Source organism: Nocardioides imazamoxiresistens, from assembly GCF_032378595.1.
Lineage (GTDB): Bacteria > Actinomycetota > Actinomycetes > Propionibacteriales > Nocardioidaceae > Nocardioides > Nocardioides imazamoxiresistens.
In genome coordinates this window covers 64,991-82,865 of record NZ_JAVYII010000002.1, presented here as the reverse complement: position 1 = coordinate 82,865, position 17,875 = coordinate 64,991, and the positions used below count along the sequence as shown (strand labels likewise).

Here is a 17,875-nt window from a genome sequence, read left to right as displayed (position 1 = left end):
CGCGAAATCCCGGGCACGACGCGAGCGCCGGCGACCGGCGTCTACCCTGGACGGGTGATCGAGATCGACGACGTGGAGGGCCTGGTCGACCCCGTGGTGATCGCCGCCTTCGAGGGGTGGAACGACGCCGCGGACGCCGCGAGCGGCGTGGTGGACCACCTCATGAACGTGTGGGGCGCGCGGGTCGTCGGCGCGATCGACCCGGAGGAGTTCTACGACTTCCAGGTCAACCGTCCCAGCGTCGGCACCGACGAGAACGGGATGCGCCGCCTGACCTGGCCGACCACCCGCATCGCCGTCGCCTCTCCCCCGGGGATGGAGCGCGACGTCATCCTCGTGCGCGGCCTGGAGCCGAACATGCGCTGGCGCCAGTTCAGCGCCGAGGTGCTCGCGGCGTGCGACGACCTCGGCGCGACGATGGTGATCACCCTGGGCGCCCTGCTGGCCGACAGCCCGCACACGCGACCGATCCCGGTGACCGGCAGCGCCAGCGAGCCCGAGCTCGTCGACCGGCTCAAGCTGGACGAGTCGACCTACGAGGGTCCGACCGGCATCGTCGGCGTCATCCAGGACGCCTGCGTGCGCCTCGACATCCCGTCGGTCTCGTACTGGGCGGCCGTGCCGCACTACGTCGCGGCCCCGCCGTGCCCGAAGGCGACGCTGGCCCTGCTCGGCCAGCTCGAGGACCTCCTCGGCACCTCCATCCCCCTGGAGGACCTCCCCGAGGACGCCCGCGCCTGGGAACGCGGCGTCGACGAGCTCGCCGGCGAGGACGAGGAGATCGCGGAGTACGTGCGCTCGCTCGAGGAGAGCCGCGACACCGCCGACCTCCCCGAGGCCTCCGGCGAGGCCATCGCGCGGGAGTTCGAGCGCTACCTCAAGCGCCGCGGCGACGACGCCTGAGGCGTCGGCTCAGAGGCGTACGCCCAGCGCGGCGTCCACGAGCGCGCGCACGGCCGCACCGGCCTGCGGGTCGCTGGTGTCGGCCAGGTCCGCGGTGCCGAGCGTCGCGTCGACCCACGCGTCCACGCACGCGAGCGCGCTCGGCGCGTCCAGGTCGTCGGCCAGCGCGGCGAGCACGCCCTCGACGACCGGGCCCGCCGGGGCGCCCGCACCGAGCGCGACCGCGCGGCGCCAGCGCTCGAGGCGCTCGCCCGCCTGCCACAGCAGGCCGTCCACCCACTCCCAGTCGGAGCGGTAGTGCTGCGCGAGCAGCACCAGGCGGATCGCCATGGGGTCGACGTCGCTGCGCCGCAGCGCGGAGACGAACACCAGGTTGCCCCGCGACTTCGACATCTTCTCGCCGTCGTAGGCCACCATGCCGGCGTGCGCGTACGCCCGCGCGAACGGCCGCTCCGGCACCGCGACCTGCGCCTCCGAGGCACACATCTCGTGGTGCGGGAAGACCAGGTCGCTGCCGCCGCCCTGGACGTCGAAGGTCGAGCCGAGGTGGCGCAGCGCGATGGCCGTGCACTCGATGTGCCAGCCGGGTCGGCCACGGCCGAAGGGGCTGTCCCACGCCGGCTCGCCCGGGCGCTCCGCGCGCCAGACCAGGCAGTCCAGCGGGTCCCGCTTGCCGGGCCGCTCGGGGTCGCCGCCCCGCTCGCCGAACAACGCCGTCATCGTGGCGCGGTCGGCGCCCGAGACCTGGCCGAAGGCCGGGTCGGCGGCGACGGAGAAGTACAGGTCGTCCTCGACGTGGTAGATCGCACCAGCCTCGGCGAGGCGCTCGATCATCTCGACCACCCACGGGATGGACTCGACGGCCCCGACGTAGTGGGCGGGCGGGACGACCCGCAGCGCCTCCATGTCCTCGCGGAACAGCTGCGTCTCGCGCTCGGCGATCGTCACCCAGTCGGTGCCGACCTTGGTCGCGCGCTCGAGCAGCGGGTCGTCGACGTCGGTCACGTTCTGCACGTAGGTGACCTCGTGCCCCGCGTTGCGCCACGCGCGCACCAGCAGGTCGAAGGCGACGTAGGTCGCCGCGTGGCCCATGTGGGTCGCGTCGTAGGGCGTGATCCCGCAGACGTAGAGACGCGCCGTCCCCTCGGGCTCCGTCAGGCGCAGCCGGCCGGTCGAGGTGTCGTGGAGGGAGACCGCCGGACCCGTCTCGGCCAGCTCGGGAAGGTCGGGGAGGGCCCAGGCGCGCATGGGGCGAGCCTAACGAACCCCGCGCCCGGGTCGGTCAGAAGGGCGGCCAGGGGATGACGGGCCCGTCGCCGCGCGGCAGCGGCAGCCGGCCGGCGGCGAGCAGCGCGCGGCAGCGGCGGCGCGTCGCCTCCACCTCGTCCATCGCGAGCAGGTCCTCGAGCGTCTCCCCCAGGCCGCCGTCGAGGTCGCGCGCGAGCGCCTCCAGCACCTCGTGCTCGTCGGGCAGCAGCGGCTCGCCGGCCCAGCCCCACAGCACCGTGCGCAGCTTGGGCTCGACGTGGAACGAGAGGCCGTGGTCGACGCCGTAGCGGTGCCCGTCGGGCATCTCGAGCACGTGGCCGCCCTTGCGGTCGGCGTTGTTGAGCACGACGTCGAGCACCGCGATGCGGCGCAGCGCCGGCGTGTCCTCGTGCACCAGCGAGATGGCCCGGTCGTCGGCGTCCAGCCCGTCGAGGACGTGCAGCATCCCCTCGGGCACCTCGCCGTCGGGCACCAGGTCGACGGCCGCCTGGTCGGGATCCGTGGTCTGCCACCGCTGCACCATCCCCGTGCCGTGCGGGCCGCCACGCAGGATGGTGGGCGGGACGACGTCCCACCCGGTCGCGGCCGAGAGGGCGTACGCCGCGACCTCGCGGTTCGCGAGGGTGTGGTCGGGGAAGTCCCACAGCGGCCGCTCGCCGCGCACCGGCTTGTAGACGACCTCGAGGTCGCCGACCTCCCCGACGAACGTGGCGTTGGAGGCCGGCATCACGCGCCCGCGCAGCTCGATGTCGCCGTCCGCGAGGGCCTCGAGCGCCGCGGCGTCCCGACCGCGGGGACCGCTCACTCCGCGCGCCGCCGGAACCCGTTCGCGCGCACGCACAGGTGACCGGCCGGGTCGATCGGCAGCGTGCAGAACGGGCAGGTCGGGCGGCCGGCCTCGACCACGTTCGCGGCGCGCTGGACGAAGGCGCGCGCGGCGCCCGCGCCCATCCGCACGAGCAGGACCTCCTCGGGCTCCGGCTCGTCGATCTCCTCCTCGGGCTGGCCCGGGGAGATGACAGCGGCCTCGGTGAACGGGAAGACCTCGATCACGATGCGGTCGTCCTCGGGGTCCCACGACAGCGTCATCGTGCCGGCGCGGAACTCCTCCTCGATCGGCTGCTCGAGCGGCTCGTCGTCGCGCAGGTCGACCGGCGCGAGCGCGGGGACGATCTCCGAGTGCGCGTCGGACTCCATGACCTCGTCGAGGAGCTCGTCGACCCGCTCCGCGAGCGCCAGCACCTGCTGCTTCTCCAGGGCGACCGAGACGAGCCGGGCGCCCGAGCGGGCCTGCAGGAAGAAGGTGCGCGAGCCGGGCTCGCCGACGGTGCCCACGACGAAGCGCTCGGGCGGGTCGAACCGGTGGACGACAGGAGGCATGGCGACAGCCTAGGAGACCGCTCCCGGCGCCGGCGCAGGTCCGGCACCACCACCGACCTGCGGCGCCCTCGCGGGCCCCGCCAGCCAGGCCAGCGACCCGGCGTGGGTGTTGGTCTGCAGGACCTGGACGCCGCCGGTGCCGTAACGGACGACCGTCAGCGACGCCGGGTCCGCGTGCAGCCGCTGGAACTGGTCGAGGTGGAGGCCGAGGGCGTCGGCCAGCACCGACTTCACGATGTCGCCGTGGGTCACGGCCAGCCACACCGCGCCCGCGCCGTGCACCTGCTCGACCTCCGCGTCGTGGCGGCGCACGGCCTCGACCGCGCGGTGCTGCATCTGGCGCAGCGACTCCCCGCCGGGGAAAGCGGCCGCCGAGGGCTGGCGCTGCACGACCGACCAGAGGTCCTCCTTCGCCAGCTCCTGGAGCGGGCGGCCCTGCCACTGCCCGTAGTCGCACTCGTCGAGACCGGGCTCGACGAGCGCCTCGGGGCGCCCGGGCGCGGCCGCGTACCCGATCGTCTGGCGGCACCGCTCCTGCGGGCTGGTGACGAGCGCCGCGAGGGGCACCTCGGCGAGGCGGCCGGCGGCCGCCGCCGCCTGCTCCTCCCCCGTCGCGTCGAGCAGGACGCCGGGCAGCCGGCCGGCGAGCACGCCGGAGGCGTTGGCGGTGGTACGCCCGTGGCGCTGGAGGATCACGGTGGCCATGGCGGCCAGCCTAGGTTCCCGGTCCTCGCCGACCGACCGCGCTAGGTTGCGCGGGTGATCGTCGACAACGCGCTCTACCGCGACGGGCGCCGCACCGACCCCGGCTGCGCCGCCGGCGACCTCGAGGGCGTCCTCGCCGCCCGCGAGCCGGGCGACTTCGTGTGGGTGGGCGTCCTCGAGCCCGACCCCGAGGAGATGCAGGCGGTCGCGCAGCACTTCGGCCTGCACCCGCTGGCGGTGGAGGACGCGGTGCTGGCCCACCAGCGCCCCAAGGTCGAGCACTACGACGACCAGCTCTTCGTCGTGCTGAAGACGCTCTGGTACGTCGACGACCAGGACGCCGTGGAGACCGGCGAGATCGCGGTCTTCGTCGGCCGCGACTTCGTGGTGCACGTGCGCCACGGCGAGGGCGTCGACATCCACCGCGTGCGGATGGACCTGGAGGCGCGGGCCTCGGTGCTCAGCCACGGCCCGGCCGCGGTGCTGTACGCGATCTGCGACCACGTGGTCGACGCGTACGGCGACGTCGGCGACTCCCTCGAGATCGACGTCGAGGAGGTGGAGGCGTCGGTCTTCTCCCCGCAGCGCACCGACGACTCGCCTCGGATCTACCAGCTCAAGCGCGAGCTGGCGGAGGCCCGGCGCGCGATCATGCCGCTGCGCGAGCCCATGCGGCGGATGGCGTCGGGCGAGGTGGACCAGGTGGGCGCGGCCGCCGCGCCGTACTTCCGCGACGTGGCCGACCACGTGGCCATCGTCGCGGACCACGTGGAGAGCCTGGAGACGCTGCTCGGCGCCGCCTTCGACGCGCACCTGGCGCGGATCTCGGTGCAGCAGAACGAGGACATGCGCAAGATCTCGGCCGCCGTCGCGCTGGTCGCCGGCCCGACGCTGGTCGCCGCCGTGTACGGCATGAACTTCCGCTACATGCCCGAGCTCGACTGGCCGGCCGGCTACCCGCTCTCGATCGTGCTGATGGCCGCGATCTCGGGGTTCCTGTGGTGGCGCTTCAAGCGCTCCGGCTGGCTGTGAGCCGGCGGGCCCTCAGCCGCCCGCGGTGAGGACGCCCGCCGACAGCAGGCCCATGACGCCCAGACCGAGCAGGACGCGGTAGGTCACGAAGGGCAGGAACGAGCGCGTCGAGACGTAGCGCAGCAGCCAGGCGATGGCCGCGTAGCCCACGACGAAGGCGACCACGGTGGCCGCGATCGTCGGGCCCCAGCCGTACAGGTTCTGCTCCGCTCCGACGTCCTTGAGCTTGTAGACGCCCGAGCCGACCACCGCGGGGATCGCGAGCAGGAAGGCGTACCGCGCGGTGACGGCGCGCTCGTAGCCCAGGGCCCGTCCCATCGAGATCGTGGCCCCCGAGCGCGACACGCCCGGGACCAGCGCGGCGGCCTGCGCGAGGCCCATCAGGACCGCGTCGCGCACCGAGAGGTCCTTGAGGTCCTTCTCGTTGCGGCCGTAGCGGTCCGCGACGCCCAGGACGATGCCGAGGACCACCAGCGTGGTCGCGATGATCCACAGGCTGCGCAGCGTGGTGTCGATCGCGTCCTCGAGGAGCAGGCCGAGCACCACGATCGGCAGCGAGCCGATGATGATGAACCAGCCCATCCGCGCGTCCAGGGCACCACGCAGCTCCGGCCGCACCAGCGAGCGCAGCCAGGTGGTCGCGATGCGCCAGATGTCCTTGCGGAAGTACAGGAGCACGGCGACCTCGGTGCCGATCTGGCACACCGCCGTGAAGGCGGCGCCCGGGTCACCCCACCCGAACAGCTCCGGGAAGATCCGCAGGTGCGCGGAGCTCGAGATCGGGAGGAACTCCGTGAGTCCCTGGATGACACCGAGGACGACGGCCTCGAAGTAGTCCCACACGGGGCGCGAGCCTAGCGGTGCCGGATAGGTTGACCCGCATGCAGCAGCGAAGTGTCGGCGCCAGCGGCCTGCGGGTCTCGCGTCTGGGCCTGGGCACGATGACGTGGGGCCGCGACACCGACGAGCACGAGGCCCGCGACCAGCTGGCGGCGTTCACGGCCGCCGGCGGGACGCTCGTCGACACCGCGGCGGCCTACGGCGACGGGGCCTCGGAGACCCTGCTGGGCACCCTGCTCGGCGACGTGGTGGCCCGTGACGACCTCGTGATCGCCACCAAGGCCGGGCTCGGGGCCCGCCGCGACGTCGCCGGGCGTGGGACGCGGGACACCTCGCGCCGCTCGCTGCTCACCACGCTGGACGCCACGCTGCGACGCCTCGGGACCGACCGGGTCGACCTGTGGCAGGTGCACGTGTGGTCGGACGACACGCCCCTGGAGGAGACCCTCGCCGCGCTAGACACCGCGGTGTCGAGCGGCCGCGTGCTCTACGCGGGGGTGTCGAACTACACGGGCTGGCAGACGGCGCGCGCGGCGACCTGGCAGGCGGCCGTCCCGGGCCGGGCGGTGCCCGTGTCCACCCAGGTCGAGTACTCCCTGCTCAACCGCGCCGTGGAGGCTGAGGTCCTGCCGGCCGCGGACGCCCTCGGGCTGGGCGTGCTCCCGTGGTCGCCGCTGGGCCGGGGGGTCCTGACCGGGAAGTACCGCACGGGCACCCCGTCGGACTCCCGGGCGGCGACGTCGCACCTGTCGTCCTTCGTCGAGCCCTACCTCGACGACCGCTCCCGCGGGATCGTCGAGGCGGTCGTCAAGGCCGCCGACGGTCTCGGCTGGACGCCGGCCGAGGTGGCCCTGGCGTGGGTGCGGGACCGCCCCGGGGTCACGGCCCCGGTCGTCGGTGCGCGGACCGCGCAGCAGCTGCGGGGCCTGCTCGGCGTGGAGGAACGCACCCTGCCGCCCGAGATCGACGAGGCGCTGGACGACGTCTCAGCCCTCGACTGACCCGTCCGGCTCACCCGCCGGCCGTCGCATCATCGTCCCATCGTCCCATCGTCCCATCGACCCGTCCCTCGCCCCGCCGTCCGGAGGTGGATCCATGAGTCGTGACCGTCGCCCGCTCTCGCGCGGTGTCGAGTGGGAGTTCCGCGACGTCGTGCTGTCGCGGCACCTCTCGCGCAACGCCGTGCGCCAGCTCCTCGTGGAGATGGCCGAGCACGGGGGCTGGGAGCTGGACCGGGTGCGGATCGCGGCCGACGGCGTGCGCCGGGTGGTGGTGCGCCGCAAGATCATTCGGCAGCGCCCCACCCTCTGGGCCAGCTGAGGCCCCGGAGGCTCAGGCCTCCTCGAGGAAGCGGTCGAAGACGCGGGCGCCGAACTCCAGCGCGTCGACCGGGACGCGCTCGTCCACCCCGTGGAACAGCGCCGTGAAGTCCAGGTCGGCGGGCAGCCGCAGCGGGGCGAAGCCGAAGGAGCGCATCCCCAGCCGCCGGAAGTGCTTCGCGTCGGTGCCGCCGCTCATCAGGTACGGCGCGACCACGGCGCCCGGGTCCTCCGCCAGGAGGCTGCGGCTCATCGCGTCGACGAGGTGGCCCTCGTAGGGCGTCTCCCACGGCTGCTGGTGGGAGACGAAGTCGATCTCGACGTGCTCCCCGGTCAGCTCGGCGAGCGTGGCGAAGAACTCGTCCTCGAAGCCGGGCAGGAAGCGCCCGTCGACGTGGGCGGTCGCCTCGGTCGGCACCACATTGACCTTGTAGCCCGCGGACAGCATCGTCGGGTTGGTCGAGTTGCGGATGACGTTGCCGAGCATCCGGGCGGCGCTGCCGAACTCGTCGACCAGCGCCGGGGCGTTCTCGGGCGTGGCGGGGTTGCCGGCCAGCTGCCCGATGGTGGCGAGCAGCACCTCCATCGTGGGGGTGAGCCGGACGGGCCACTGGTACGCACCGATCCGCGCGACCGCCGCGGCGAGGTCGGTCACCGCGTTCTCCGTGTTGACCATCGACCCGTGCCCGGCCCGGCCGCGGGCGGTCAGCTTCATCCAGGCCATGCCCTTCTCGGCGGCCTCGATCAGGTACACGCGCTGGCCACGGACCGTGGCGCTGAAGCCGCCGACCTCGCCGACAGCCTCGGTGCAGTCGGCCAGCTCGTCGGCGTGCTGCTCGACGAGGACCTGGGCGCCCTTGTGGCCGCCTGCCTCCTCGTCGGCGGTGAAGCACAGCACGACCGGGCGCCGCGGCATCGCGCCGGCCCGGGTGCGGGCGCGCACGACCGAGAGGAGCATGGCGTCGAAGTCCTTCATGTCGACGGCGCCGCGGCCCCAGACGTACCCGTCCTGGATCTCGCCGGAGAACGGGTGCACCTGCCAGTCCTCCGCCGCGGCGGGGACGACGTCGAGGTGGCCGTGCAGCAGCAGCGGGTCACCCTCGGTGCCGCCCCAGCGCGCGATGACGGACGTGCGCCCGCGCTCGCCCTCGACCAGGCGCGACTCGATGCCGACCTCGTCCAGCAGCGTGGCGACGTGCTCGGCCGCCTTGCGCTCCCCCGGCCCCGAGTCGTCGCCGTAGTTGGAGGTGTCGATGCGGATCAGGTCGCGGCACAGCTCGACGACCTCGGCGGCGGGGTCGTACTGCGGGGCGTACGACGCGTCGGCTCCCGGACTGCTCGTCTCGTCGCTCATGGCGCCATCCTCGCAAACACGTCGTGACGGGCGGTGTCGCGACCGCGGACCGTCGGTGGGGCACGGCACAGTGGGCGCCATGAGGGACACGACGGGGACGCGCCGGTGACCGGGGTCGCGCTGTGGCTGCTGCTGCTCGGCACGCTCGACCTGTTCCGGGCCCACCACGACGAGACGAGCCGCGCGCGACGCTTCGTGCTGGCCGGCGTCGGCGCGTGGACCACGGTCGTGCTGGCCCTGGCCAGCGACCCCGCGGGGCGGGGCTGGTGGGGCTGGCTGGCCGTCGGTGTCTCGGTGGCCCTGTGGGTGCCGGCCTCCGGCACCGCGCTGGGCCGGGCCCGGCGCAGCACGCCCCCGCCCGCCCCCGGCCTGGTGGGCGAGCGCGGGGTGTTCGTGACGGCGTACGCCGCGCTGGCGCTGGGCTTCGTCGGGGCCGTCGTGTGCGGACCCGGCATGGTCGCGGAGGGTCGCGCCGACCGGCTGCTGGAGGGCACTGTGCTGGCCGAGGCCAGCCCCGAGCGGCTCCTCGTCGTCGCGGGCGTCCTCCTGGTGCAGGTCTCCACCGCCAACGTCGTGGTGCGGCTCCTGCTCGACCTGGTGGGGGTGCCCGCGCACGACAACGAGAAGCAGCTGCGCGGCGGTCGCGTGCTCGGGCCGATGGAGCGCATCGTCGTGGTCGGCCTGGGCGTGGCGGGGAGCCTCACGGCGGCCTCCCTGGTCATCGCGGCCAAGGCGCTGCTCCGCTTCCCGGAGCTGCGCACGCCCGGGCGCGGGCAGGCGCCGCACGGCGGCCCCAGCGACGTCACGGAGTACTTCCTCGTCGGCAGCATGGCGAGCTGGCTCGTCGCGCTGGGCGGCATCGCGCTGGTCGCGGCCGTCTGAGGCCCGGCGCCCGGCCCGGGCCGTGGGACGTTTCCCGTCCCGACGGCGGGGGCACACCTGGCGCCGGGAGGGCTGTCCACGAGAGGAGAGCACCATGACCGAGCGTTCCGGACCGGGCCGGGCCGCCGAGCTGCTGGCGCAGGAGCCGTTCTTCGCGGCGTTCCACCGCCGCCATCCCGACGTCGACATCGTCCTGCTGCCCCGCCCCGCCGCCGCTGCGGACCCCGCGCCGGCCGTCGGGCTGGACGACCTGCGGCGCCTGGCGGCCGCGACCGAGCGGGCGTACGCCTCCCTGCGGCCGCTGCTGCCGCCCGACCTCCCCGACCCCACGCGGTCCTGGCGTCCGGCCGGCGACCTGTGGGCCTTCACCGTCCGCAAGGCGCTGCGGGGCCTCGCCGGATCCGAGGCGCGCGCCCTGCAGCACCGGCTGGGCGCCGAGCTGCACCGGCGCGGGTGGCGGGTGTGGGGCCGGCCCTCGGGGGACGTCGTCGTGCTGCGCGCCGGCAACGGCTGGCTGGACCTCGAGGTGCGCAGCGGCGCGGCCGCGACGAGCCTGGTGGTCGCGAGCCCTCCGGTCGTCGTCGCCGCGGACGACCTGGACCTCCTGCGGGCCGAGGCGCGGCGCGATGGCTGAGGACCTGCAGGCCACCTGGGTCACCCTCCAGGACGCCCGTGACGAGTGGGACCAGGTGGCCGACGGCCTCGACGGGGCGTGGCACCGCCTCCACGGTGCCTCCCTGGCCGACCTGGACCCGGCAGTCGCGGCCGCCTCCGAGGCCTTCCGCGAGACGTGGGTCGACGAGGTCAAGCGCACGGCGCAGAGCGCCCAGGCGCACAGCGAGGCGCTCGACGACGCCGTGCGGGCCTACGGGGCCGTCGACGACGTCACCTTCGAGCAGCTGCGCACGCTGCTGCCGTGGGAGTACCGCGGCTCGACGCTGTACGTGCCGCCGCCCACCCCGGCGGGGCCCTGATGACCCTGGGCCCGGTGGCGTACCCGGCCGAGCTCACCTCGACCTCCCAGCGCGCCACGACCCTCGCGACCAACCTGCGGGCCGTGGCGGAGAACGTGAGCGACGCCCACACGCGCCTCCAGGACGGCGGCCGACCCGCCGACTGGGAGGGCGAGGCCTCGGAGGCGGCCGACCACGCGATGACCGTGGTCGTCGCGGACCTCGACGCGGGGGTCGCCGCACTGGAGCAGGGGTCGCTGGCCATGGACACCTACGCCGCCGCCCTCGTCTCGCTCGAGCAGCGCTTCGTCGCCCTCGTCGACGAGATCGACGCCGTCAACGCCCAGGTCGCGGCGCACCAGTCCGACCGGCGCACCGCCAACGCGGTGCCGGACGCCGACACGACCCTGCTCGACCAGCAGCAGGGCCAGCTGCAGAGCGCGACCGCCGACCTCCGCGCCCGCGTGGCGCAGTGGGAGGCGGACGCACGCAGCGCCCACGAGGAGGTCGTGGCCGCGCTGCAGCGGGTCGACACCGTCGCGGAGGGCGACGACGCCGCCCGTGCCCCGGACCGGACGGACGCCGCGGGACTGGCCGACGACCTCCAAGCGCTGGTCGACTCGGGCGACCCGACGGCGATCGCCGGCTTCTGGGCCGGGCTGGACCCGGCCGAGCGTCAGGCGCTGACGATCCACTCCCCCCAGCTGGTCGGCAACGCCGACGGCGTCCCGGTGGCCGACCGCGACGTCGCGAACCGGACGTCGCTGTACAGCGACGTCGACTACCTGGGCCAGCGGGAGGCCGACGACCAGCTCTCCCGCAACGAGGCCGACCAGCTCGCCAACGCCCGCAGCACGCGCGACGTCCTCGACGATTACCGCGACGACATCGACGTCACCACCGGCGACCACCTGTCGAACCTGCTCGTCTACAAGCCCGGCGAGCACGGGGGCAATGGAGGCGTCGCGCTCAGCCTGGGCGACCCGGACCTCGCCGACGACGTAGCGGCGCTGGTGCCGGGCGTCACCTCGGAGCAGTCGTCGCTGGCGGGCAACGTGAGCAGCATGGACCGTCTGCTCACGGAGGCCGACGCCCAGAACGGCGACCGCTCCGTCGCCACGATCGCGTGGCTGGACTACAACGCCCCGAGCGGCGAGCCCTGGAACCCCGACGACCTCCTCGACGTGGTGCAGGACTCCGGGGACCTCCTGATGACCACCAACGAGCTGTTCGCCAACGCGGGAGGCGACCGGTTCGCGGACTTCGTGGCGGGCCTGCGGGCCAGCGACGAGCAGGCGGGCGAGGACGGCGGCGGCCGGGCGCACCTCACCGCCATCGGCCACAGCTACGGTTCCACGACGGCGTCGTACGCCGCGACCGCGGGCATGGACGTGGACGACCTCGTGCTGATCGGCAGCCCGGGCGCGGGCGAGGGGAACGACGAGGCCACCGACCTGCTCGCGAGCGGGAACGTGTGGGTGGGGGCCGCCGAGCACGACCCGATCACCCACCTGGGCAACCCCGGTCGGATCGGCCTGGGGCACGATCCTGCACAGGACTACTTCGACGCCCACCGCTTCGAGGTCGACCCCGGCTCCTACCGCGTCGAGGACCTCTTCGCCAACCACTCGTCCTACTTCGACGAGGGATCCGACTCGCTGGCCAACATCGCCGCCGTCACGACGGGGAACGACCCCACGCTCGTCGACGGGCGTACCGCGCCGGGCGCCCTCACGCTGCCGGCGCTCATCGCCGGCTCGTCGGCCGCGTCGGCCGGCGAGCAGCTGGTGGAGCACGGCGACGACCTGCTCCGACTCCTCGACCCGAGAGGCATCCTCCCGTGAGCCACCGTCCGCTCGTACCCCTCGTTCCTCTCCCCCGTCCGGGCCGTCGCCTGCACGGGACCCTCGTCGCCCTCGTGGTGCTCGGCCTGGTCGTCGGCTGCACGGCGGGAGGCGGCGGTGACGGCGACGAGTCGGACGCGAGCGCCGTCGAGGAGTACGACGCGCGCGTCGCCGAGGTCGACGAGGTCGTGCGGGCGGTGGTGGGCGCCGCCCTCGAGGAGCTCGGCGGCAGCGCCCGCGGCGGCGGGACCGGCGCCCACCAGCTCTGCGGCGACGGTCCCCGCTACACCGGCGCGGAGTACCGCGCCTCGGTCGACCTCAGCAGCCTGCGGGCGGGCGGCGCCCGCACGGTCGAGGTGCTGACCGGCGCGTTCGAGGCCGAGGGGTGGACGGTCGAGCCGGGGCCCACCGGCCTGGAGGCGGACAAGGACCCGCTGGGCGCCGACCTCAGCAGCGGGGCGGGCGGGCGGCAGCTCGTCGTGCGCAGCGGCTGCGTGGACACCTCCCACGACACGGCGGTCGAGATCGCCGACCGCCCCGCCGTCGACCTGGGCCTCTGACGCGCGGCCCGCCGCGCGCCTCTCGCCACCCCTATCCATGCATATGAAAACAATGCTTGACATCTTTTCGAGGTCTAGTCCAGCCTCCTTGTGACGGGGGTCACGGTGGCCCGCGTCGGCGGACCACCTCGGAAGGACGACCGATGACCCTCGACGACGCGACGAGCAGCTTCCTGGCCCAGATGGCCGAGCAGGGCGGCCGACCCCTGCACGAGCAGACCCCGGCGGAGGCGCGCCAGATCACGGCGGGGCTCAAGGACCTGTTCGGACCCGGGCCGGACGTGCACCGCGCGGAGACCCTGTCGGTGCCCGTGCTCGACGGCGAGATCGACGTGCTCCTCCTGGTCCCGACGCCGAGCCCGACCGGACTGCTGGTCTACTTCCACGGCGGCGGCTGGGTGATCGGCAAGGTCGAGGAGTTCGAGACCCTGGGGCGCCGGCTGGCCGAGCGCACGGGGCAGGCCGTCGCCCTCGTCGACTACCGCCTCGCCCCGGAGCACCGCTTCCCGACGGCCGTCGAGGACGCCTGGGCGGCGCTGCTGTGGCTCTCCGAGCGCAGCGACGACCTGTTGGGCGGCCGGGTCCCGCTGACGGTCGCCGGGGACAGCGCCGGCGGCAACCTCGCGGCGGTGCTGGCCCGCCGTGCGACCCACGGCAGCGGGCCGGAGATCGCCCGTCAGGTGCTCGTCTACCCCGTCACCGACTGCGACCTCGAGCGCCCGTCGTACCGCGACCCCGCCAACCAGCTGATGCTCGAGCGCGCCTCCATGGTGGCGTTCTGGGACCACTACCTGCCCGACGTGGACGCCCGCGTCGACCCCGACGCCAGCCCGCTGCGCGCCGAGGACCTGAGCGGCCTGCCGCCCGCGATCGTGCTGACCGCCGAGCACGACGTGCTGCGCGACGAGGGCGAGGCGTACGCCGCGGCGCTCGAGGCCGCCGGTGTGCCGGTCGACGCACGCCGCTTCGACGGGCAGATGCACGGCTTCTTCACGATGGTGAACCTGCTGCCCGGAGCCGACGACGCGCTGGCGTACGTCGCGGACGCGATCGCCCGCCAGTCGGCCACCGACGCCGCCCAGCAGCCCACCCAGGAGCCCACGCGGTAGCCCGCCCGCGCCCTCGACCGACGCCCACGGACCCACATTCTCGGAGGACCACCATGAGCGAGACCAGCACGGCGACACCGACCGACCCGACCGACCCGACCGACCCGACAGCCCGGACCGCCCGGACGACCTACGACGTGGTCGTCGTCGGCGCCGGCTTCTCGGGCCTCTACATGCTGCACCGCCTGCGGGGCCTCGGCCTGAGCGCGGTCGTCCTCGAGACGGGCGAGGACGTCGGCGGCACCTGGTACTGGAACCGGTACCCGGGCGCCCGATGCGACGTCGAGAGCATGCACTACTCGTACTCGTTCGACCCGGAGCTCGAGCAGGAGTGGGAGTGGACGGAGAAGTACCCCTCGCAGCCCGAGATCCACGCGTACCTGCGCCACGTCGCCGAGCGCCACGACCTGCGTCGTGACATCCGCTTCCGCACGACCGTCACGGGCGCCCGGTTCGACGAGGCGGCGGGCCGGTGGCGCGTCTCGACCGAGGGCGAGACGGGGGGCGAGCTCGAGGCGCGCTTCCTCGTCACGGCCGTCGGGTGCCTGTCCACGCCGAAGCAGCCCGAGGTGCCGGGCCTGGAGACGTTCCGGGGCGAGTGGTACCACACCGGCGCCTGGCCCGAGGAGCACGTGGACTTCAGCGGCAAGCGCGTCGGGGTGATCGGCACGGGCTCGTCCGGCATCCAGCTGGTCCCCGAGGTCGCCCGCGACGCTGCGTCGGTGACGGTCTTCCAACGCACGCCGAACTTCTCCGTCCCCACCCGCAACGGCCCCATCGACCCGGACCTGGTGGCGCACGTGCGGGAGAACTACCCGCAGATCCGCCAGGAGGCCCGTCGCTCCGGGTTCGGTGTGCCCCTGCCGCCGCCGGAGAGGTCCGCGCTGGAGGTCAGCGCCGAGGAGCGCGAGCGCTACCTGCACGAGCAGTGGTCCAAGGGCTCCGTGACGGCCGTGCTCACCTCGTACAACGACCTCCTGGTCGACGCCGACGCCAACCACGTCGCCGCCGAGTTCGTGCGCGACCGGATCCGCGAGGTGGTCGACGACCCCGAGGTGGCGGAGGTCCTGTGCCCGCGGGACTTCCCGTTCGGCACCAAGCGCCCGTGCATGGACACCGGCTACTACGAGACCTTCAACGAGGACCACGTACGCCTCGTCGACCTGCGCCGCACGCCGCTGGAGAGCGTCACGCCGGCCGGCGTGCGCACCAGCGACGAGGAGCACGAGCTCGACGCGCTCGTGCTGGCCACCGGTTTCGACGCGATGACCGGCGCCCTCCTGGGCATGGACATCCGCGGCCGCGACGGGCAGCGCCTCGCGGACAAGTGCCGCGACGGTCCGACGTCGTACCTGGGGCTGGCGATGGCGGGGTTCCCCAACCTCTTCACCATCACCGGCCCGGGCAGCCCCTCGGTGCTGAGCAACATGGCCGTCGCGATCGAGCAGCACGTCGAGTGGATCGCCGCCGCCCTGGAGCACCTCGAGTCCACCGGCACGGCGCTGATCGAGGCCGACCCCGCGAGCGAGGCGGAGTGGACCGACCACGTCCGCGAGTCCGCGGCCGGGACCCTGCACATGGAGGCGAACTCGTGGTACCTCGGCGCGAACGTGCCCGGGAAGCCGCGCGTCTTCATGGTCTACGTCGGCGGCGTGGGGGTCTACCAGGACGTCTGCGACGAGGTCGCCGCCGCCGGCTACAAGGGCTTCGAGCTCAGCGCCTGACCGCGCGACCCGCCGACCCACCCACCACCCCAGGAGGAGACCACCGTGTTCCGAGCCCTCGTCGTCTACGCCCACCCGGAGGACCCCGAGGCCTTCCTCCGGCACTACCGCGAGGTGCACGCGCCGCTGGCCCGCGCGATGCCCGGCCTGCGGTCGTTCACGTGGGGTCGGTGCGTCGACCCCGCGGGCGGCCGCCCGGAGGCGTTCGTCGTGGCGACCCTCGAGTGGCCCGACCGCGACACCGGCCTGGCCTCGCTCGCCTCTCCGGAGGGCGAGCAGGGCACCGCCGACCTCGCCAACTTCGCCGGGGCGGGGGTGAGCGTCCACCTCGTCGAGTCCGAGGAGTGACGCGCAACACTGGGACGCGCGACCCGGGCCGTGACCTGGGCCGAGAACCACGACGGCCCCGGTTCTCCGAGGAGAACCGGGGCCGTTCCGGTGTCCGAGGGGGGACTTGAACCCCCATGCCCAATAAGGGCACTAGCACCTCAAGCTAGCGCGTCTGCCAATTCCGCCACCCGGACGAGTGCGGGTGGAACGTTAGCAAAGACCTCACGGAAACCCCGCATCGGGGTTCACCGCGTCGCGACCCCGTCGTCCGTGGCGTCCGAGCCGGCCCGGCGCACCAGCAGGTGGGCGTCCCGTGCGGCGCCCACGCCGCGGCGTACCTGCTGGGAGACCGCCGACGGCGAGACGCCCTCGGCGAGGGCGATCTCCTGCTGCGTGGCGCCCTCGAGCAGCCGCAGGAGCACGGCGGGACCACGGTCCCCGAGCCGGTCGGTCAGCGCGTCGCGAGTCAGCAGCAGGGCGTTGACGAGGGCGGCGTCGGGGGCGCCGGGCGCGGCGTGCCGGCCGTCGTACCAGGTCCGTCGGCGACGCCCCGCCCCCGAGCCGAGGGCGTCCACGGCCGCGCGCGCCGACCACCATGCGGTGCCGTCCTGGATCGGCGGCGTGACGGTGTCGTCGACGACCGTGCGCTCCCCCGCCCCGATCCCGTAGCGGGTGTCGACCACGGGCAGGAGGACGAGCCGCAGCAGCTGGGTGGCCGCGAGGGCGTCGGCCAGGGAGGAGTACAGCCCCTGGAACTCGTCGCCGACGGTCGCCGCGAGCCCGTCGACGGAGGGTACGAGCGCCTCCACCCGCGCGAAGGCGGGGGCGAGGGCCCGCTGGACCGCGGTCCGCGAGGCGACGCGACGCGACCCGACCAGGTCGGCGATGACGGCGTGGACGACCATGAGTGAAGCATATAGATGAATCCGGCGGAAATGAAGGCTCATGCTTCACTCATCGATGCCCCGGGCACGCCCTCCCCATGATGTGCTGCCACCGTGCAGCCCGACAACACCCCGTTCCGCCTCGGCTTCGTCACGGGCGCCACGCCCGACAAGTGGGCGGCGCGCTGGCGCGAACGCCACCGCCGCCCCCTCGAGCTCGTCCCCGTGGAGGAGACCGACCAGGCGCGGGTGCTGGCCGAGGACGCCGTCGACATGTGCCTGGTGCGCCTCCCGGTCACCGGGGACGACCTGCACGTCGTGCGCCTCTACGACGAGCAGCCCGTGGTGGTCGTCGCCGACGAGCACGTGGTGACCGCGGTCGACGAGGTGACGCTGGCCGACCTCGCCGACGAGCAGCTCGTCACCGACCCCGACCTCGTGCCCGGGTGGGCGGCCACGAGCACCGTCGAGCGCCTCGACTGGCCGGCCATGACCCCGCGCGAGGCCGTCGAGGTCGCGGCCAGCGGCGCCGGGGTCGCGATCCTCCCGCTGTCGGTCGCCCGCCTGCTGCACCGCAAGGACGCGGCGCACCGGCCGGTCGTCGACCTCGCGCCGACCACGGTCGCCCTGGCCTGGAAGCGCGACCGCGACGACGACTGGACGCAGGAGATGGTGGGCATCGCCCGCGGGCGCACCTCGCGCAGCAGCCGACGATGAAAGTTGCACGAAGCAACATTCTGCGGCACTGTCGGTAGGTCCGCGCCGGTCCAGCCCGTGTCCGGTGCCT

The 17,875-nt window shown here is 74.1% G+C and carries 20 protein-coding genes and 1 tRNA gene; 13 read left to right on the top strand and 8 right to left on the bottom strand.

Annotated elements, in window-relative coordinates; translation table 11 throughout:
• The first annotated feature begins 54 nt into the window (after positions 1–54).
• Positions 55–903, top strand: a complete 849-nt coding sequence (locus tag RDV89_RS04465) for a PAC2 family protein (protein WP_315731698.1) — start codon at positions 55–57, stop codon at positions 901–903.
• 9 nt (positions 904–912) lie between these two features.
• On the opposite strand, the gene mshC is transcribed toward RDV89_RS04465, so the two are convergent.
• The 4 genes from mshC to RDV89_RS04445 are packed head-to-tail and all read right to left on the bottom strand — an operon-like array spanning position 913 to position 4,257.
• Positions 913–2,151: a cysteine--1-D-myo-inosityl 2-amino-2-deoxy-alpha-D-glucopyranoside ligase gene (gene mshC / locus RDV89_RS04460; protein WP_315731695.1), complete on the bottom strand. Its 1,239-nt coding sequence runs from the start codon at positions 2,149–2,151 to the stop codon at positions 913–915.
• Between the two features lie 34 nt (positions 2,152–2,185).
• The gene (locus tag RDV89_RS04455; RefSeq protein WP_315731693.1) at positions 2,186–2,977 is read right to left on the bottom strand and encodes an SCO1664 family protein; all 792 of its coding nucleotides are present in this window, start codon (positions 2,975–2,977) and stop codon (positions 2,186–2,188) included.
• Positions 2,974–3,552 (bottom strand): DUF3090 domain-containing protein, encoded by a 579-nt coding sequence (locus RDV89_RS04450; RefSeq protein WP_315731691.1) that lies wholly within the window; start codon positions 3,550–3,552, stop codon positions 2,974–2,976. The genes RDV89_RS04455 and RDV89_RS04450 overlap by 4 nt, the downstream gene beginning before the upstream one ends.
• A 9-nt stretch (positions 3,553–3,561) precedes the next feature.
• Positions 3,562–4,257 carry an MSMEG_4193 family putative phosphomutase gene (locus RDV89_RS04445; RefSeq protein ID WP_315731690.1) on the bottom strand — a complete coding sequence of 232 codons (696 nt, stop codon included), beginning with the start codon at positions 4,255–4,257 and terminating at the stop codon, positions 3,562–3,564.
• A 54-nt stretch (positions 4,258–4,311) separates the two neighbouring features.
• Between RDV89_RS04445 and corA the strand changes: the two genes are divergently transcribed.
• Positions 4,312–5,289: a magnesium/cobalt transporter CorA gene (corA, locus tag RDV89_RS04440; protein ID WP_315731688.1), complete on the top strand. Its 978-nt coding sequence runs from the start codon at positions 4,312–4,314 to the stop codon at positions 5,287–5,289.
• A 12-nt stretch (positions 5,290–5,301) separates the two neighbouring features.
• Here the strand turns inward: corA and RDV89_RS04435 are convergent, their stop codons facing one another.
• A complete protein-coding gene (locus RDV89_RS04435; RefSeq protein WP_315731686.1) occupies positions 5,302–6,132 on the bottom strand; it encodes an undecaprenyl-diphosphate phosphatase in 831 nt (276 codons plus the stop codon).
• A gap of 38 nt (positions 6,133–6,170) precedes the next feature.
• Between RDV89_RS04435 and RDV89_RS04430 the strand changes: the two genes are divergently transcribed.
• Together RDV89_RS04430 and RDV89_RS04425 are read left to right on the top strand one after the other, a co-directional pair.
• Positions 6,171–7,130: an aldo/keto reductase gene (locus tag RDV89_RS04430; RefSeq protein ID WP_315731684.1), complete on the top strand. Its 960-nt coding sequence runs from the start codon at positions 6,171–6,173 to the stop codon at positions 7,128–7,130.
• A gap of 94 nt (positions 7,131–7,224) precedes the next feature.
• Entirely contained in the window at positions 7,225–7,449 is a 225-nt protein-coding gene (locus tag RDV89_RS04425; RefSeq protein ID WP_315731682.1) for a DUF5703 family protein, read from the top strand.
• Positions 7,450–7,461: 12 nt separating this feature from the next.
• On the opposite strand, the gene RDV89_RS04420 is transcribed toward RDV89_RS04425, so the two are convergent.
• Positions 7,462–8,802 carry a M20/M25/M40 family metallo-hydrolase gene (locus RDV89_RS04420; RefSeq protein ID WP_315731680.1) on the bottom strand — a complete coding sequence of 447 codons (1,341 nt, stop codon included), beginning with the start codon at positions 8,800–8,802 and terminating at the stop codon, positions 7,462–7,464.
• A gap of 105 nt (positions 8,803–8,907) precedes the next feature.
• Between RDV89_RS04420 and RDV89_RS04415 the strand changes: the two genes are divergently transcribed.
• The 8 genes from RDV89_RS04415 (at position 8,908) to RDV89_RS04380 (ending at position 16,222) form a co-directional block, all read left to right on the top strand.
• Positions 8,908–9,684, top strand: coding sequence for a hypothetical protein (locus RDV89_RS04415; RefSeq protein WP_315731678.1), 777 nt, complete (start codon positions 8,908–8,910; stop codon positions 9,682–9,684).
• 94 nt (positions 9,685–9,778) lie between these two features.
• On the top strand, positions 9,779–10,318 hold the full coding sequence (locus RDV89_RS04410) for a hypothetical protein (protein ID WP_315731676.1): 540 nt from the start codon (positions 9,779–9,781) through the stop codon (positions 10,316–10,318).
• Positions 10,311–10,658 carry a hypothetical protein gene (locus RDV89_RS04405; protein WP_315731674.1) on the top strand — a complete coding sequence of 116 codons (348 nt, stop codon included), beginning with the start codon at positions 10,311–10,313 and terminating at the stop codon, positions 10,656–10,658. Before RDV89_RS04410 ends, RDV89_RS04405 begins: the two co-directional genes overlap by 8 nt.
• Positions 10,658–12,481: an alpha/beta hydrolase gene (locus RDV89_RS04400; protein ID WP_315731672.1), complete on the top strand. Its 1,824-nt coding sequence runs from the start codon at positions 10,658–10,660 to the stop codon at positions 12,479–12,481. Before RDV89_RS04405 ends, RDV89_RS04400 begins: the two co-directional genes overlap by 1 nt.
• Positions 12,478–13,041 (top strand): hypothetical protein, encoded by a 564-nt coding sequence (locus tag RDV89_RS04395; protein WP_315731670.1) that lies wholly within the window; start codon positions 12,478–12,480, stop codon positions 13,039–13,041. The genes RDV89_RS04400 and RDV89_RS04395 overlap by 4 nt, the downstream gene beginning before the upstream one ends.
• A gap of 143 nt (positions 13,042–13,184) precedes the next feature.
• A complete protein-coding gene (locus RDV89_RS04390; protein WP_315731668.1) occupies positions 13,185–14,150 on the top strand; it encodes an alpha/beta hydrolase in 966 nt (321 codons plus the stop codon).
• Positions 14,151–14,203: 53 nt separating this feature from the next.
• The gene (locus RDV89_RS04385; protein ID WP_315731666.1) at positions 14,204–15,874 is read left to right on the top strand and encodes a flavin-containing monooxygenase; all 1,671 of its coding nucleotides are present in this window, start codon (positions 14,204–14,206) and stop codon (positions 15,872–15,874) included.
• 45 nt (positions 15,875–15,919) lie between these two features.
• Complete coding sequence (locus RDV89_RS04380) at positions 15,920–16,222, top strand: EthD family reductase (RefSeq protein WP_315731664.1); 303 nt, start codon at positions 15,920–15,922, stop codon at positions 16,220–16,222.
• A gap of 91 nt (positions 16,223–16,313) precedes the next feature.
• On the opposite strand, the gene RDV89_RS04375 is transcribed toward RDV89_RS04380, so the two are convergent.
• Positions 16,314–16,398 (bottom strand) — tRNA-Leu (locus RDV89_RS04375).
• Between the two features lie 51 nt (positions 16,399–16,449).
• Positions 16,450–17,109 (bottom strand): SatD family protein, encoded by a 660-nt coding sequence (locus tag RDV89_RS04370; RefSeq protein WP_315731661.1) that lies wholly within the window; start codon positions 17,107–17,109, stop codon positions 16,450–16,452.
• Positions 17,110–17,202: 93 nt separating this feature from the next.
• Between RDV89_RS04370 and RDV89_RS04365 the strand changes: the two genes are divergently transcribed.
• Positions 17,203–17,805 carry a LysR family transcriptional regulator substrate-binding protein gene (locus RDV89_RS04365; protein WP_315731659.1) on the top strand — a complete coding sequence of 201 codons (603 nt, stop codon included), beginning with the start codon at positions 17,203–17,205 and terminating at the stop codon, positions 17,803–17,805.
• Positions 17,806–17,875: the final 70 nt, after the last annotated feature.

Bases quoted from the DNA above. Each gene is read 5' to 3' on its own strand.
- RDV89_RS04400 (WP_315731672.1), top strand. From the start codon at position 10,658: ATGACCCTGGGCCCGGTGGCGTACCCGGCCGAGCTCACCTCGACCTCC.
- RDV89_RS04445 (WP_315731690.1), bottom strand. From the start codon at position 4,257: ATGGCCACCGTGATCCTCCAGCGCCACGGGCGTACCACCGCCAACGCC.
- RDV89_RS04430 (WP_315731684.1), top strand. From the start codon at position 6,171: ATGCAGCAGCGAAGTGTCGGCGCCAGCGGCCTGCGGGTCTCGCGTCTG.
- RDV89_RS04385 (WP_315731666.1), top strand. From the start codon at position 14,204: ATGAGCGAGACCAGCACGGCGACACCGACCGACCCGACCGACCCGACC.
- RDV89_RS04405 (WP_315731674.1), top strand. From the start codon at position 10,311: ATGGCTGAGGACCTGCAGGCCACCTGGGTCACCCTCCAGGACGCCCGT.
- RDV89_RS04425 (WP_315731682.1), top strand. From the start codon at position 7,225: ATGAGTCGTGACCGTCGCCCGCTCTCGCGCGGTGTCGAGTGGGAGTTC.
- RDV89_RS04370 (WP_315731661.1), bottom strand. From the start codon at position 17,109: ATGGTCGTCCACGCCGTCATCGCCGACCTGGTCGGGTCGCGTCGCGTC.
- RDV89_RS04410 (WP_315731676.1), top strand. From the start codon at position 9,779: ATGACCGAGCGTTCCGGACCGGGCCGGGCCGCCGAGCTGCTGGCGCAG.
- mshC (WP_315731695.1), bottom strand. From the start codon at position 2,151: ATGCGCGCCTGGGCCCTCCCCGACCTTCCCGAGCTGGCCGAGACGGGT.
- RDV89_RS04450 (WP_315731691.1), bottom strand. From the start codon at position 3,552: ATGCCTCCTGTCGTCCACCGGTTCGACCCGCCCGAGCGCTTCGTCGTG.
- RDV89_RS04420 (WP_315731680.1), bottom strand. From the start codon at position 8,802: ATGAGCGACGAGACGAGCAGTCCGGGAGCCGACGCGTCGTACGCCCCG.
- RDV89_RS04390 (WP_315731668.1), top strand. From the start codon at position 13,185: ATGACCCTCGACGACGCGACGAGCAGCTTCCTGGCCCAGATGGCCGAG.